The 13,055-nt window shown below is 60.9% G+C and carries 9 protein-coding genes; 4 read left to right on the top strand and 5 right to left on the bottom strand.

The genetic code is table 11. From position 1 onward, the window contains the following. The first annotated feature begins 17 nt into the window (after positions 1–17). Both FFI16_RS04755 and FFI16_RS04750 read left to right on the top strand, forming a co-directional pair. The gene (locus tag FFI16_RS04755; RefSeq protein ID WP_138814344.1) at positions 18–1,010 is read left to right on the top strand and encodes a serine O-acetyltransferase; all 993 of its coding nucleotides are present in this window, start codon (positions 18–20) and stop codon (positions 1,008–1,010) included. Positions 1,011–1,012: 2 nt separating this feature from the next. Beyond that, on the top strand, positions 1,013–1,744 hold the full coding sequence (locus tag FFI16_RS04750; protein ID WP_138814343.1) for an alanyl-tRNA editing protein: 732 nt from the start codon (positions 1,013–1,015) through the stop codon (positions 1,742–1,744). A 61-nt stretch (positions 1,745–1,805) separates the two neighbouring features. On the opposite strand, the gene FFI16_RS04745 is transcribed toward FFI16_RS04750, so the two are convergent. Next, positions 1,806–2,615 (bottom strand): hypothetical protein, encoded by an 810-nt coding sequence (locus FFI16_RS04745; protein WP_138814342.1) that lies wholly within the window; start codon positions 2,613–2,615, stop codon positions 1,806–1,808. 428 nt (positions 2,616–3,043) lie between these two features. Between FFI16_RS04745 and FFI16_RS04740 the strand changes: the two genes are divergently transcribed. Then, the gene (locus FFI16_RS04740; RefSeq protein WP_138814341.1) at positions 3,044–4,789 is read left to right on the top strand and encodes an ABC transporter permease subunit; all 1,746 of its coding nucleotides are present in this window, start codon (positions 3,044–3,046) and stop codon (positions 4,787–4,789) included. Between the two features lie 14 nt (positions 4,790–4,803). Further along, on the top strand, positions 4,804–6,126 hold the full coding sequence (locus FFI16_RS04735; protein WP_017134747.1) for an AAA-associated domain-containing protein: 1,323 nt from the start codon (positions 4,804–4,806) through the stop codon (positions 6,124–6,126). Positions 6,127–6,188: 62 nt separating this feature from the next. Here the strand turns inward: FFI16_RS04735 and prpD are convergent, their stop codons facing one another. From prpD to prpC, 4 genes are all read right to left on the bottom strand, one after another. Then, positions 6,189–7,673 carry a 2-methylcitrate dehydratase gene (gene prpD / locus FFI16_RS04730; protein WP_138814340.1) on the bottom strand — a complete coding sequence of 495 codons (1,485 nt, stop codon included), beginning with the start codon at positions 7,671–7,673 and terminating at the stop codon, positions 6,189–6,191. 227 nt (positions 7,674–7,900) lie between these two features. Continuing rightward, the gene (gene prpF, locus FFI16_RS04725; protein WP_138814339.1) at positions 7,901–9,091 is read right to left on the bottom strand and encodes a 2-methylaconitate cis-trans isomerase PrpF; all 1,191 of its coding nucleotides are present in this window, start codon (positions 9,089–9,091) and stop codon (positions 7,901–7,903) included. Positions 9,092–9,101: 10 nt separating this feature from the next. Next, positions 9,102–11,696, bottom strand: a complete 2,595-nt coding sequence (gene acnD / locus FFI16_RS04720) for a Fe/S-dependent 2-methylisocitrate dehydratase AcnD (protein ID WP_138814338.1) — start codon at positions 11,694–11,696, stop codon at positions 9,102–9,104. Positions 11,697–11,894: 198 nt separating this feature from the next. After that, positions 11,895–13,022: a 2-methylcitrate synthase gene (gene prpC, locus FFI16_RS04715; protein ID WP_017134743.1), complete on the bottom strand. Its 1,128-nt coding sequence runs from the start codon at positions 13,020–13,022 to the stop codon at positions 11,895–11,897. Positions 13,023–13,055 lie beyond the last annotated feature (33 nt).

The following is a 13,055-nucleotide window of genomic DNA, read 5'->3' as shown; positions in this document are numbered from 1 at the left end:
ACTGTGGGGGTGCCTCCATGGGGGGCTTTATCGACATGCAACAGCTGCACGATGAGTTGCTGACCCACCTCATCCAGACCCTGACGCCTGCGCAGATGAAGCAGTTGGAACCGCATTTGGCGCCATTGATCCAGAATGCCGCCCAGGCTGTGGCAGAGGACTTGATTGCCTATGCCTATCGCGACCCGGCCTCCCGTGGGCGTGGCGAGCTGATCCTGGAATCCTATGCGTCGTTCAAGGCCGTGTTGTTCTACCGGTTGGCACACTTGGTGTGGAATTTCCCCGACCAGGCCAACGGTGTGTTTTCACGCCTGGCCCTTAAGCTCAGCAACCAGGGCAAAATCCTCTCCGGCGCCGAAATCCACCCCGCAGCCCGCATTGGCCGGCGCTTTGTGCTGGACCACGGCTTCGGCACCGTGATCGGTGAAACCTGCGAGATCGGCAACGATTGCTACATCCTCTGCGGCGTAACCCTCGGCGCCCGAGGCATAGCCAATAACCCGGACGGCAAACGCCACCCGCGCCTGGGCAACAATGTCGAGGTCGGCTCCGGTGCCCGTGTGTTGGGTTATGTGCTGATCGGCGACAACGTGTTTATCAGCCCTTCGTGTGTGATCACCCAGGATGTGCCGGCGGGCACCAAGGTCAAGGTGGTCAACCAGATTCAGTTACAGAAGAACGCCGAAACCGACCATAGCAACTACTTGAGCGCTTTCGCGCTGGATGAGCGTTTGCACGTGGTCGGCGAAGTCAGCGCCAGCCATAAGGTCACCGTGCTGGATGCCGACTTTCATCCCCTGCACGGGCTGCTGCTGGAGCCCACGGTGAAGGAGCGCCATCACTTGCAGTTTCGCCTGCGTCGCCTGGATACCGGCGACCATCTGCCGCGCTTGCCACTGAACCTGAAAGTCTGTGGCCCCGAATTTGAAATCACCCTGCTCTCCCCGCCTGGCTTGAGCGCAATGGTGCGTCACTTGCTGCAAGCCAGCCCACTGATCGTCGGAGGTTGAACATGTCCGTGCATACCATGGAAACCCTGGCGCTGTTTGACAGCGCGCCCTACCAGAACGCCTTCAGCGCCCGGGTGATTGCCGTCAGCGAACAGGGCATTGCCCTGGAACATACGCTGTTCTACCCCACTGGCGGCGGGCAACCGGGCGACACCGGGCACCTGACCCTGGCCGATGGCACGCGCGTCAATGTGGTTGGCACCGTGCGCGACCCGGTGTTGCGCTCGATCATCTGGCACCAGGTTGAGCACTGCCCCGAGCAATTGACGGCCGGCGTACAGGTGGATGCCGGCCTGGATTGGGAACGACGCTACCAGCACATGAAGATGCACACCTGCCTGCACCTGCTGTGCTCGATCATTGATGCGCCCGTCACCGGCTGCAGCATCAGCGCAGACAAAGGCCGCCTGGACTTCGATTTACCGGAAATGACCCTCGACAAGGACAGCATCACCCGCGACCTCAATGCCTTGATCGAACAAGCCCATGCGGTGAAAACACTGTCGATGCCCGCCTCGGAATACTCGACCCTGCTGCAGATCACCCGCACCCAGGCGGTGGCGCCACCGGTCATCCAGGGCTCAGTGAGGGTAATAGAAATCGCCGGGATCGATATCCAGCCGTGCGGTGGCACCCATGTGATCAACACCGAAGAAATCGGCCGGGTGTACTGCGAGAAAATCGAGAAAAAGAGCAAGCACAACCGCCGGGTTATCCTGCGGTTTGAGGGATGAATTATGTGAGTCGGCTAAGCGTGGGCGCTGTTGACCGCGCTTGCCGACGTAAAGCTAAGCCCTACTGCTTCGCCTCATTGAGGTGTTTTTTCAACACCTGAACCTGTTCCTCAAGCATTGAAATTTGTGTGCTGTAGTAGGACTTCATCTCAGCAATACCCGCTTCGATATTAGCGTTGTCCACCCTGAATTGCTCAGCGGTGGGCACCGACTGCGTGGGTGACTCGTTGGTCGGATCTGTCGGGGCATCGCGGGTGGTCATAGTGGACTTATCCGTCGGCGCCGTTGGCGTCTGTATTGCAGGTTTAGTCATCTTCTTGACTTGCTCAGTCATACTTTTAAGCTCATTGCCCAACGTTTCAAACGCCTCCGTCATCTGCTGCATCAGCCTGGTGATATCTGCGCGCAGCTGCGTATTCAGCTTGAGTGGCTCCTCAAGATCTTGATTCTGGGCAACTTCAGTTGTCTGAGTGTCTTGAACAACCTGCTCATCCGGCTCTTGAGATGTTTGAGGCAGTTCGACGGGGGCCTCGTCTGTGCCTTTGCGTGGAGCACTCAGTTGCTCACGCAATTCGACAATATCGTTTTTGAGATTGACGACTTTCTCCTGGCATTCGGTGATAAACGCCTTGAAGTCGATCAGGAGCTGGTTATTTTTACCCACCAATTCCAGGGTCTCTTCCTGTGGGCCGACCTTTTGCGATTGCGACTGGTTAACGAGGGTGTTGTGGCTCGAAAACTGACCACGCTGCTCTGGCGTCACGGGGGGCCGAGGAGCGGCAGCATCGCCCTGTGTGCCGACACCACTTGAGGTATCGGCCTTGTGGTCCTGACGGGGTGGCTTCGAATGCTGGGACGCCTCATAGCCCATGGGGTAGTTCGTTTGTGGCCGAGTATTTACGCTAGTCATAGGGGCTTTCTCAAATCCAGATAATGCTGAGTTGTGGGTTGGCAGAGACTTGCTGCGGCAAGCGATCTGACCCATTGATTGGCATTTATCTGAAAGCGGTTCCCGGGATACAGGATGTGTGGGTAGCTAATTATGTCGACAGTAAAATCAGTCTTTTCCTGAATGTTGATCAACGCAGGCAAAACCGATGCCCAAGCCGCAGTTCGTACAGGAAACTGACAGCAAATTTATGTGCTTGTAACATTCAGAAACGTACAATCCCGCCAGCAACGTCTCGTTGCCCCTGACTCACGAAAACAGCGCCCGTCCTCCTCGGTGGGGCATTCGTGCAGCAGCTAAGCTCACTCCCACCACGCCCCTGAACCTGAACGCTGCAGGACTGAATGCCTATGAACAAAGTGTTCCGCGATTACCTGCCGGCATCCACCCTGCGCTTGCTGCCCAACCGCTGGGACCTGGTCGCGCTGCCGCTGGTGATCGGTTTTCTGCTGTTTTTCTCCCTCACGGCACGGGAAACCTGGGCGCCCATCGCCACGTTGCAGAGTGAAGTCATTTCCCTCGACCCGGCCAACCTGCCGGAATACGCGATGCGCACCACGATGCGCATGCTCGCGGCCATGGTCGCGGCGCTGGTGTTTACCCTGCTGTACGGCACCCTGGCGGCCAAAAGCCGGCGCGCTGAAAAGCTGCTGGTACCGGTGCTCGATATCCTGCAATCGGTGCCGGTGCTCGGCTACATCTCTTTCACGGTGACGTTCTTCCTGCTGCTGTTCCCTGGGCGCGTACTCGGCGCCGAACTCGCGGCGATCTTTGCGATCTTCACCAGCCAGGCCTGGAACATGACGTTCAGCTTCTACCAGTCGCTGCGCATGCTGCCCCACGATTTGGTGGAGGTGTCGACCAACCTGCGGCTTTCCGGCTGGCAGAAATTCTGGAAGCTCGATGTGCCGTTCGCCATGCCGGGGCTGGTGTGGAACATGATGATGAGCATGTCCGGCGGCTGGTTCTTCGTGGTAGCTTCCGAAGCCATCACCGTCGGCGACAAGACCATCACCCTGCCGGGCGTGGGTTCGTACCTGGCCTTGGCGATCGCCCAGAAAGACCTGCACGCCGTGGGTTACGTGATTTTGGCGATGATTGTGGTGATCCTGCTGTACGACCAGTTGCTGTTCCGCCCGCTGGTGGCCTGGGCTGACAAGTTCCGCATGGAAACCACTGCGTCCCAGGGCGCGGCGCCACAATCCTGGCTGCTGAACCTGATCCAGCGCACGCGCATTGTGCAGCGCATCCTGCGCCCCATCACCCGTGCCTTCAGCCGGATCGGCAACAAACGTTTCAGCCTGGCGGGCGGTGCGTTCAAGGCGTTGCCGGCCGAAACCCCGGCGGCATCGAAAGTGATCGACTGGGTGTGGGGCACGCTGATTGCCCTGCTGGCCGCGTATGCGCTGTATCACATCGTGCAATACGTGGGCACCGAAGTGACCTTCGCCGAAGTCGGCCATGTGTTTGTACTGGGCCTGATCACCTTGCTACGCGTGGCCGGGCTGATCCTGATCGCCTCGCTGATCTGGGTGCCTTTAGGCGTCCTGATCGGCTTGCGCCCTGCGCTGGCAGAAAAAATCCAGCCGCTGGCTCAGTTTCTCGCGGCCTTCCCGGCGAACCTGTTGTTCCCGGTGTTTGTGATCGTGATCCTGCACTACAACCTCAATCCGGATATCTGGCTGAGCCCGCTGATCGTGCTGGGTACCCAGTGGTACATCCTGTTCAACGTGATTGCCGGCGCCAGTGCCTTCCCCAATGACTTCAAGGAAGCCGCCGCCAACTTCCGCATCCGCGGCTGGCTGTGGTGGCGCAAGGTGATGCTGCCGGGGATCTTCCCCTATTACGTCACCGGTGCCATTACCGCATCGGGCGGTGCCTGGAACGCCAGTATCGTCTCCGAGTACGTGTCGTGGGGCCAGGACAACGTGGTCGCCCATGGGCTGGGTGCCTACATCGCGCAAACCACCGCAGCCGGTGACTTCCCGAAAATTGCCCTGGGCGTGGTGGTGATGTCGATCTTCGTGGTGGCGTTCAACCGCGCGGTCTGGCGGCCGATGTACGCCCTCGCTGAAAACAAACTTCGTCTGAATTGATGGGATTCGCTGTGATGACTACCTACACCGAAAACACTGCCGATACCCCGCAAATCTACTCGCTGAAAAACGTCAATCGAGTGTTCGGCAAAGGTAAAGATGAGCTGCAAGTGCTCAGCGGCGTCGACCTGAGCCTGCACGAAGGCGAGATCGTCGGCATGCTTGGCCGTTCCGGCTCGGGCAAGTCCACCTTGCTGCGCATCATCGCCGGGCTTATCCAGCCGTCATCCGGCGAAGTACGCTACAACGGCGCGCCGCTCAACGGCCCAGCCGAAGGCGTGGCCATGGTGTTCCAGACCTTTGCGCTGTTCCCCTGGCTGACCGTGCTGGAAAACGTCGAAGCCGGCCTGCAAGCCCTGCAAGTCGAGCGCAAGGAAACCCGCCGGCGCGCCTTGGCCGCCATCGACTTGATCGGCCTCGACGGCTTTGAAAACGCCTACCCGCGCGAGCTGTCTGGTGGCATGCGCCAGCGCGTGGGGTTTGCCCGTGGCCTGGTGGTCAACCCGACGCTGTTGCTGATGGATGAACCCTTCTCGGCCCTCGACGTGCTCACCGCCGAAACCCTGCGCACCGACCTGCTGGACTTGTGGAGCGGCAAGCAGCTGCCGATCAAGTCGATCCTGATCGTGACCCACAACATCGAAGAAGCGGTGCTGATGTGCGACCGCATCCTCGTGTTGTCGTCCAACCCCGGCCGTGTGGTCGCCGAGATAAAGGTGCCGTTCGCGCACCCGCGCAACCGCCTGGACCCGACGTTCCGGCAAATGGTCGACGACATCTACGCACTGATGACCGACCGACGCAGCGCCGATGCCAGCCGTGGCATACCCGAGCTGAAAATGGGCAGCCTGCTGCCGGAGGTGTCCACCAACCTGATGGCCGGCCTGATCGAAACACTGGCCGCCGAGCCTTACAACGGCCACGCCGGTTTGCCCACCGTGGCCGAACGGCGCTTACTGGAAGTCGACGACCTGTTCCCGGTGGCCGAGATGCTCGAGCATTTGGGTTTCGCTGAGCTCAAGGGTGCGGACATCACCCTCACCGACGCCGGCAAGCTGTTCGCCGACTACGGCACCCAGGAGCGCAAAACCCTGTTTGCCGAGCATTTGATCAAACACGTGCCCCTGGCCGCGCGGATTCATCAGGTGTTGCTTGAGCGCAGCGGGCACCGGGCGCCACGGGTGCGTTTTGAGCAGGAACTGGAAGACTCGATGACCGAAGCGTTCGTAGAAAAAACCCTCGAAAGCGTGGTGGCGTGGGGGCGGTATGCGGAGATTTTTTCGTATGACGACCATACCGAGACGTTTAGCCTGGATGATGTGGAAGGCAGTATGTAATGGACCAAGTGTGGGAGCCAGCTCCCACACAAGCTAGCCCCCAGTTAGTTTTTTGGTGTTTTTCAGATCACAAACAGGTCCACAAACCGATTCACCGGCGTGGCCTCAAGCTGCGCCTGATCCTTGCACAACGCAAAAATCTCGCCACTGCGCTGCGCGGTAAACCGCGTGGCCAGGTTGGCCTTGAACTTGTCCTCCAGCAACGGAATACCGTCTGCCCGACGCCGGCGATGGCCAATCGGGTATTCCACCGCGACCTGCTCGGTGTGGGTGCCGTCCTTGAAAAACACCTGCACGGCATTGGCGATAGAGCGCTTGTCGGCCTCCAGGTATTCGCGGCTGTAGCGCTGGTCTTCAACGATCTCCATCTTGTCGCGCAGCTCATCGATGATCGGGTGCGCCGCGTGGAACTCATCTTCGTACTGCTCGGCCACCAGATTGCCGAACGCCAACGGCACGGCGGTCATGTATTGCAGGCAGTGGTCGCGGTCGGCGGCGTTGGCAAGCTTCCCGACTTTGGAAATGATGCGAATCGCCGACTCGTGGGTGGTGATCACGATGCGGTCGATTTCATGCAGACGATCCTTGACCAACGGGTGCAAGGTCACCGCCGCTTCACAGGCTGTTTGCGCGTGGAACTCGGCCGGGAAGCTGATCTTGAACAGCACGTTTTCCATCACATAGGTGCCATAAGGCTGGGACAGGCTGAACGCGCGCTTGTCCTCAGGCTTAAGCGCCAGGTCTTTGTTGGTGTGGCTGAACAGCACGTCATAAAAACCCCATTGCGGCGCGCTCAGCACTCCGGGGATGCCCATCTCGCCGCGCAGTGCGATATCCGCCAAGCGTACGCCACGGCTCGACGCATCCCCGGCCGCCCAGGATTTGCGCGAGCCGGCATTTGGCGCATGGCGATACGTGCGCAGCGCCTGCCCATCGACAAACGCATGGGACAGCGCCGACAGCAGCTGTTCACGGTTGGCGCCCATCAGCTTGGCGGTGACCGCCGTGGAGGCGACTTTCACCAGCAACACATGGTCGAGGCCGACGCGGTTAAAGGAGTTTTCCAGGGCAATCACGCCCTGGATTTCGTGAGCCATGATCATCGCTTCCAGCACTGCACGCACCGTCAGCGGCGCGTCGCCGTTGGCCACACGTTTTTGCGACAAATGATCGGCCACGGCGAGGATGCCGCCAAGGTTATCCGAAGGGTGGCCCCATTCGGCGGCGAGCCACGTGTCGTTGTAGTCGAGCCAACGCAAGATGCAGCCAATGTCCCACGCGGCCTTGACCGGGTCCAGACGAAATGAAGTGCCCGGCACACGCGCACCGAACGGCACGACGGTGCCCTCAACGATCGGCCCCAGGTGCTTGGTGCACTCGGGGAAGCGCAGAGCCAAAAGGCCACAGCCGAGGGTGTCCATCAGGCAGTTGCGTGCAGTGTTCAACGCGTCGCGGGAATCGATGCGGTAATTGAGGACGTAGTCGGCAATGTCCTGCAGGACCTGGTCGTAGTCGGGGCGGTTATTCTGGTCGACGTTGGCGCTCATGGCAGTACTCCAAAGTGGGTTGGGGTTAGTCCTCGGGCTCACGGTTGATCATGTTAAGGCCGGTCTGGTTGCCTGCCTTGGTAGTGCGGATAGTGTTGAACCCCTGTGGGAGCGGGCTTGCTCGCGAAAGCGGTGTGTCAGCTACACATAAGGTGACTGATACACCGCGTTCGCGAGCAAGCCCGCTCCCACACAAGCCCACTCCCCAAAAGGGATTGTGTTGGTCTTTAGAACGCGTCGCCGGGCACGCGCACGAAACCTTCCATCAGCACCCGTGCGCTGCGGCTCATGATGGCTTTTTTCACCACCCATTCGCCGTTTACCTGGGTGGCCTCGGCGCCGACGCGCAAGGTGCCGGACGGATGCCCGAAGCGCACGGCGTTACGCTCGATGCCACCGGCTGCGAGGTTGACCAAGGTGCCGGAAATCGCCGCCGCCGTGCCAATCGCCACCGCCGCCGTGCCCATCATCGCGTGGTGCAGCTTGCCCATGGACAGTGCGCGCACCAGCAAATCCACTTCACCGGCCTTGATTGCCTTGCCACTGGAGGCCACGTAATCCAAGGGTTTGGCCACAAACGCGACCTTGGGCGTGTGCTGGCGCTGGGCGGCTTCGTCCAGGTGTTTGATCAGGCCCATGCGCAACGCGCCATAGGCCCGCACGGTCTCGAACATCGCCAGCGCTTTAGGGTCGCTGTTGATTGCGCCTTGCAGCTCGGTGCCGGTGTAGCCGAGGTCTTCGGCGTTGATGAAGATCGTCGGGATGCCCGCGTTGATCAGCGTCGCCTTGAAGGTACCGACTCCCGGCACTTCCAGATCATCGATCAGGTTGCCGGTGGGAAACATCGAGCCACCGCCGCCCTCTTCTTCCGCTGCCGGGTCCATGAATTCAAGCTGCACTTCGGCGGCCGGGAAGGTCACGCCGTCGAGCTCAAAGTCGCCGGTTTCCTGCACCGCGCCGTCGGTGATCGGCACATGAGCGATGATGGTCTTGCCGATATTGGCCTGCCACACCCGCACCACCGCCACACCGTTATGCGGCACACGGGCAGGGTCAACCAGCCCGGCGCTGATGGCGAACGAGCCCACCGCCGCCGACAGGTTGCCGCAGTTGCCGCTCCAGTCGACAAACGGCTTGTCGATCGAGACCTGGCCAAACAGGTAGTCCACGTCATGGTCAGCGCGGGTGCTTTTGGCCAGGATCACGGTTTTGCTGGTGCTGGAGGTTGCACCGCCCATGCCGTCGATCTGCTTGTCGTAGGGATCGGGGCTGCCGATAACCCGTAACAGCAAGGCATCACGTGCGGCACCCGGCACCTGCGCCGACTCGGGGAGGTCCTTGAGGCTGAAAAACACGCCCTTGCTGGTGCCGCCACGCATATAGGTGGCGGGGATCTTGATTTGCGCTGCGTGTGCCATGGTTATCCCCTTAAGCCGTCGCCGCCGATTCCAGGAAGTCCTGGGCAAAACGTTGCAACACGCCGCCCGCCTCGTAGATCGACACTTCTTCGGCGGTGTCCAGGCGGCACGTCACCGGCACTTCGACACGTTCGCCATTTTTGCGGTTGATCACCAACGTCAGCTGCGCACGCGGCGTACGCTGGCCGACCACGTCATAGGTTTCACTGCCGTCGATCTTCAGTGTGTGGCGGTCGGTGCCCGGCAAAAATTCCAGTGGCAACACGCCCATGCCCACCAGGTTGGTGCGGTGGATGCGCTCGAACCCTTCGGCGGCAATCGCCTCCACACCGGCCAGGCGCACGCCCTTGGCCGCCCAGTCGCGGGACGAGCCCTGGCCGTAGTCGGCGCCGGCGATGATGATCAGCGGCTGCTTGCGCTCCATGTAGGTTTCGATGGCTTCCCACATCCGCGTGACCTGGCCTTCCGGCTCGATACGCGCCAGGGAACCCTGCTTGACCTTGCCGTTTTCCACCACCATTTCGTTGAACAGTTTCGGGTTGGCAAAGGTCGCGCGCTGCGCAGTCAAGTGGTCGCCACGGTGCGTCGCATAGGAGTTGAAGTCGACTTCCGGCAGGCCCATTTTCGCCAGGTATTCGCCGGCGGCACTGTCGAGCATGATCGCGTTGGACGGCGACAGATGGTCGGTGGTGATGTTGTCCGGCAGCACTGCCAGCGGGCGCATGCCCTTGAGCGGGCGCGCGCCGGCCAGTGCGCCTTCCCAGTATGGCGGGCGACGGATATAGGTACTTTGTGGACGCCAGTCGTACAGCGGCGTGACTTTGGGGCCGGTGTCTTCATGGATCGCGAACATCGGGATATAGACGGCGCGGAACTGCTCCGGCTTGACCGACGCCTTGACCACGGCGTCGATTTCTTCGTCACTCGGCCAGATGTCTTTCAGGCGGATTTCCTTGCCGTCGGCGTCCAGGCCCAGCACGTCTTTTTCGATGTCAAAACGGATGGTGCCGGCAATCGCGTAGGCCACCACCAACGGCGGCGACGCCAGGAACGCTTGCTTGGCATACGGGTGAATACGCCCGTCGAAGTTGCGGTTACCCGACAACACGGCCGTGGCGTACAAGTCGCGGTCGATGATTTCCTGCTGGATCACCGGGTCGAGCGCGCCGGACATGCCGTTGCAGGTGGTGCAGGCAAACGCCACCACGCCGAAGCCGAGCTTCTCGAGCTCATGGCCAAGGCCGGCTTCTTCCAGGTACATGGCCACGGTTTTCGAGCCCGGCGCCAGCGAGGATTTGACCCAAGGTTTGCGCGTGAGCCCAAGCTGGTTGGCATTACGCGCCAGCAAGCCTGCGGCAATCACGTTGCGCGGGTTACTGGTGTTGGTGCAACTGGTAATGGCGGCGATGATCACGGCGCCGTCGGGCATTTGCCCCGGCACTTCATCCCACTGACCGGAGATGCCTTTGGACGCCAGATCACTGGTCGCCACGCGCGCATGCGGGTTGCTCGGGCCGGCCATGTTGCGCACGACGCTGGACAGGTCGAAGGTCAGGCCACGCTCGTATTGCGCGCCCTTGAGGTCATCGGCCCACAGGCCAGTGTGGCGGGCGTATTGCTCGACCAACGTGACTTGTTCGTCTTCACGGCCGGTGAGTTTCAGGTAGGCAATGGTCTGCTGGTCGATGTAGAACATCGCGGCGGTAGCGCCGTATTCCGGGGCCATGTTGGAGATGGTCGCGCGGTCGCCCAGGGTGAGCGCCGAAGCGCCTTCGCCGAAGAACTCCAGCCACGCACCTACGACTTTCTGTTTGCGCAGGAACTCGGTCAAGGCCAGCACCATATCGGTGGCGGTGATGCCCGGTTGCAGCTTGCCGGTCAGTTCCACGCCGACGCTTTCCGGCAGGCGCATCCACGAAGCGCGGCCGAGCATCACGCTCTCGGCCTCAAGGCCACCGACGCCGATGGCGATCACGCCCAAGGCGTCTACGTGCGGGGTATGGCTGTCGGTGCCGACGCAGGTATCGGGGAAGGCCACGCCATCGCGCACCTGGATCACCGGAGACATTTTCTCCAGGTTGATCTGGTGCATGATGCCGTTGCCCGGCGGGATCACGTCGACGTTCTTGAAGGCCTTTTTGGTCCACTCGATAAAGTGGAAACGGTCTTCGTTGCGACGGTCTTCGATGGCGCGGTTTTTCTCGAACGCCTGCGGGTCAAAACCACCGGCTTCGACGGCCAGCGAGTGGTCGACGATCAATTGGGTCGGCACCACCGGGTTGACCTGCGCCGGGTCACCGCCTTGCAGGGCGATGGCATCGCGCAGGCCGGCCAGGTCGACCAGCGCGGTCTGGCCGAGGATGTCGTGGCACACCACACGCGCCGGGAACCACGGGAAGTCGAGGTCACGCTTGCGTTCAATCAGTTGGCTCAGCGACGCGTTGAGAGTGGCCGGGTCGCAGCGGCGCACCAGGTTTTCGGCGAGCACGCGCGAGGTGTACGGCAAGGTGGCATAGGCGCCGGGGGTGATTGCCTCGACAGCCGCACGGGCGTCGAAGAAATCCAGGCGGCTGCCGGGCAGCGGTTTGCGAAATTCAGTGTTCATCGTCAGGACTCGGTCACGGTAGGTTCACAAGGTGCCGACTGACTCCGAGGTGGAATGCGATCAAAATGTGGGAGCGGGCTTGCTCGCGAAAGCGGTGGAACAGTCGCCGGATGTGTTGAATGACACACCGTATTCGCGAGCAAGCCCGCTCCCACATTTTTGATTCGGTTACCACTTCAGGATCGCCAGGCTCTTCACTCAGCGACGTTCGATTGGCACGAACTTGCGCTGCTCAACGCCGATATACTCGGCGCTTGGACGGATGATGCGGTTATTGGCGCGCTGCTCGAACACATGCGCGGCCCAGCCGGTCAGGCGTGAGCACACGAAGATTGGTGTGAACAGCTTGGTCGGGATGCCCATGAAGTGGTACGCCGAGGCATGGTAGAAGTCGGCGTTGGGGAACAATTTCTTCTGTTCCCACATGGTTTTGTCGATGGCTTCCGAAACCGGGAACAACACCTTGTCGCCGACCTCATCCGCGAGTTTTTTCGCCCAGCCCTTGATCACTTCGTTGCGCGGGTCGCTGTCTTTGTAGATCGCGTGGCCAAAGCCCATGATCTTGTCTTTGCGCGCCAGCATGCCGAGGGTGCCTTCGACGGCTTCTTCGGCCGAGCCGAAACGCTCGATCATCTCCATCGCGGCTTCGTTGGCGCCACCATGCAGCGGGCCGCGCAACGAGCCGATGGCGGCGGTGACGCAGGAATACAGATCGGACAGGGTTGAAGCACATACGCGGGCGGTGAAGGTCGAGGCGTTGAATTCGTGCTCGGCATAGAGGATCAGCGACACGTTCATGACTTTTTCATGCAGCGCGCTCGGCTTCTTGCCATGCAGCAGGTGCAGGAAGTGGCCGCCGATGCTGGGCTCGTCGGTCACGCAGTCAATCTTCTTGCCGTCGTGGCTGAAGCGATACCAGTAGCACATGATCGCCGGGAAAGCGGCGAGCAGGCGGTCGGTGACATCGTGCTGGGCGCTGAAATCTTTCTCGGGCTCGATATTGCCCAGGAACGAGCAACCGGTGCGCATCACGTCCATCGGGTGGGCGTCGGCGGGGATGCGTTCCAGCACTTCTTTAAGCGCCTGGGGCAAGTCGCGCAGCTTGCTGAGTTTGGCGCTGTAGGCGGCCAATTCGGTTTTGCTCGGCAATTCGCCGTACAGCAGCAGGTAGGCGACTTCTTCAAATTGCGCATCGGCGGCCAGTTCGCGCACGTCATAGCCGCGATAGGTCAAGCCGGCACCGGCCTGGCCCACGGTGGACAGTGCGGTCTGCCCGGCTACCTGGCCACGCAGGCCGGCGCCACTCAGTACTTTTGCTTCAGCCATGGTTCTTCTCCAATTTTGTAGTTATTCAGGGAG

It is taken from the genome of Pseudomonas sp. KBS0710, assembly GCF_005938045.2.
Lineage (GTDB): Bacteria > Pseudomonadota > Gammaproteobacteria > Pseudomonadales > Pseudomonadaceae > Aquipseudomonas.
This window is presented reverse-complemented; position numbering and strand designations above follow the sequence as displayed.

Bases quoted from the DNA above. Each gene is read 5' to 3' on its own strand.
- FFI16_RS04750 (WP_138814343.1), top strand. From the start codon at position 1,013: ATGTCCGTGCATACCATGGAAACCCTGGCGCTGTTTGACAGCGCGCCC.
- FFI16_RS04755 (WP_138814344.1), top strand. From the start codon at position 18: ATGGGGGGCTTTATCGACATGCAACAGCTGCACGATGAGTTGCTGACC.
- FFI16_RS04740 (WP_138814341.1), top strand. From the start codon at position 3,044: ATGAACAAAGTGTTCCGCGATTACCTGCCGGCATCCACCCTGCGCTTG.
- prpD (WP_138814340.1), bottom strand. From the start codon at position 7,673: ATGAGCGCCAACGTCGACCAGAATAACCGCCCCGACTACGACCAGGTC.
- FFI16_RS04745 (WP_138814342.1), bottom strand. From the start codon at position 2,615: ATGGGCTATGAGGCGTCCCAGCATTCGAAGCCACCCCGTCAGGACCAC.
- prpC (WP_017134743.1), bottom strand. From the start codon at position 13,022: ATGGCTGAAGCAAAAGTACTGAGTGGCGCCGGCCTGCGTGGCCAGGTA.
- prpF (WP_138814339.1), bottom strand. From the start codon at position 9,091: ATGGCACACGCAGCGCAAATCAAGATCCCCGCCACCTATATGCGTGGC.
- acnD (WP_138814338.1), bottom strand. From the start codon at position 11,696: ATGAACACTGAATTTCGCAAACCGCTGCCCGGCAGCCGCCTGGATTTC.
- FFI16_RS04735 (WP_017134747.1), top strand. From the start codon at position 4,804: ATGACTACCTACACCGAAAACACTGCCGATACCCCGCAAATCTACTCG.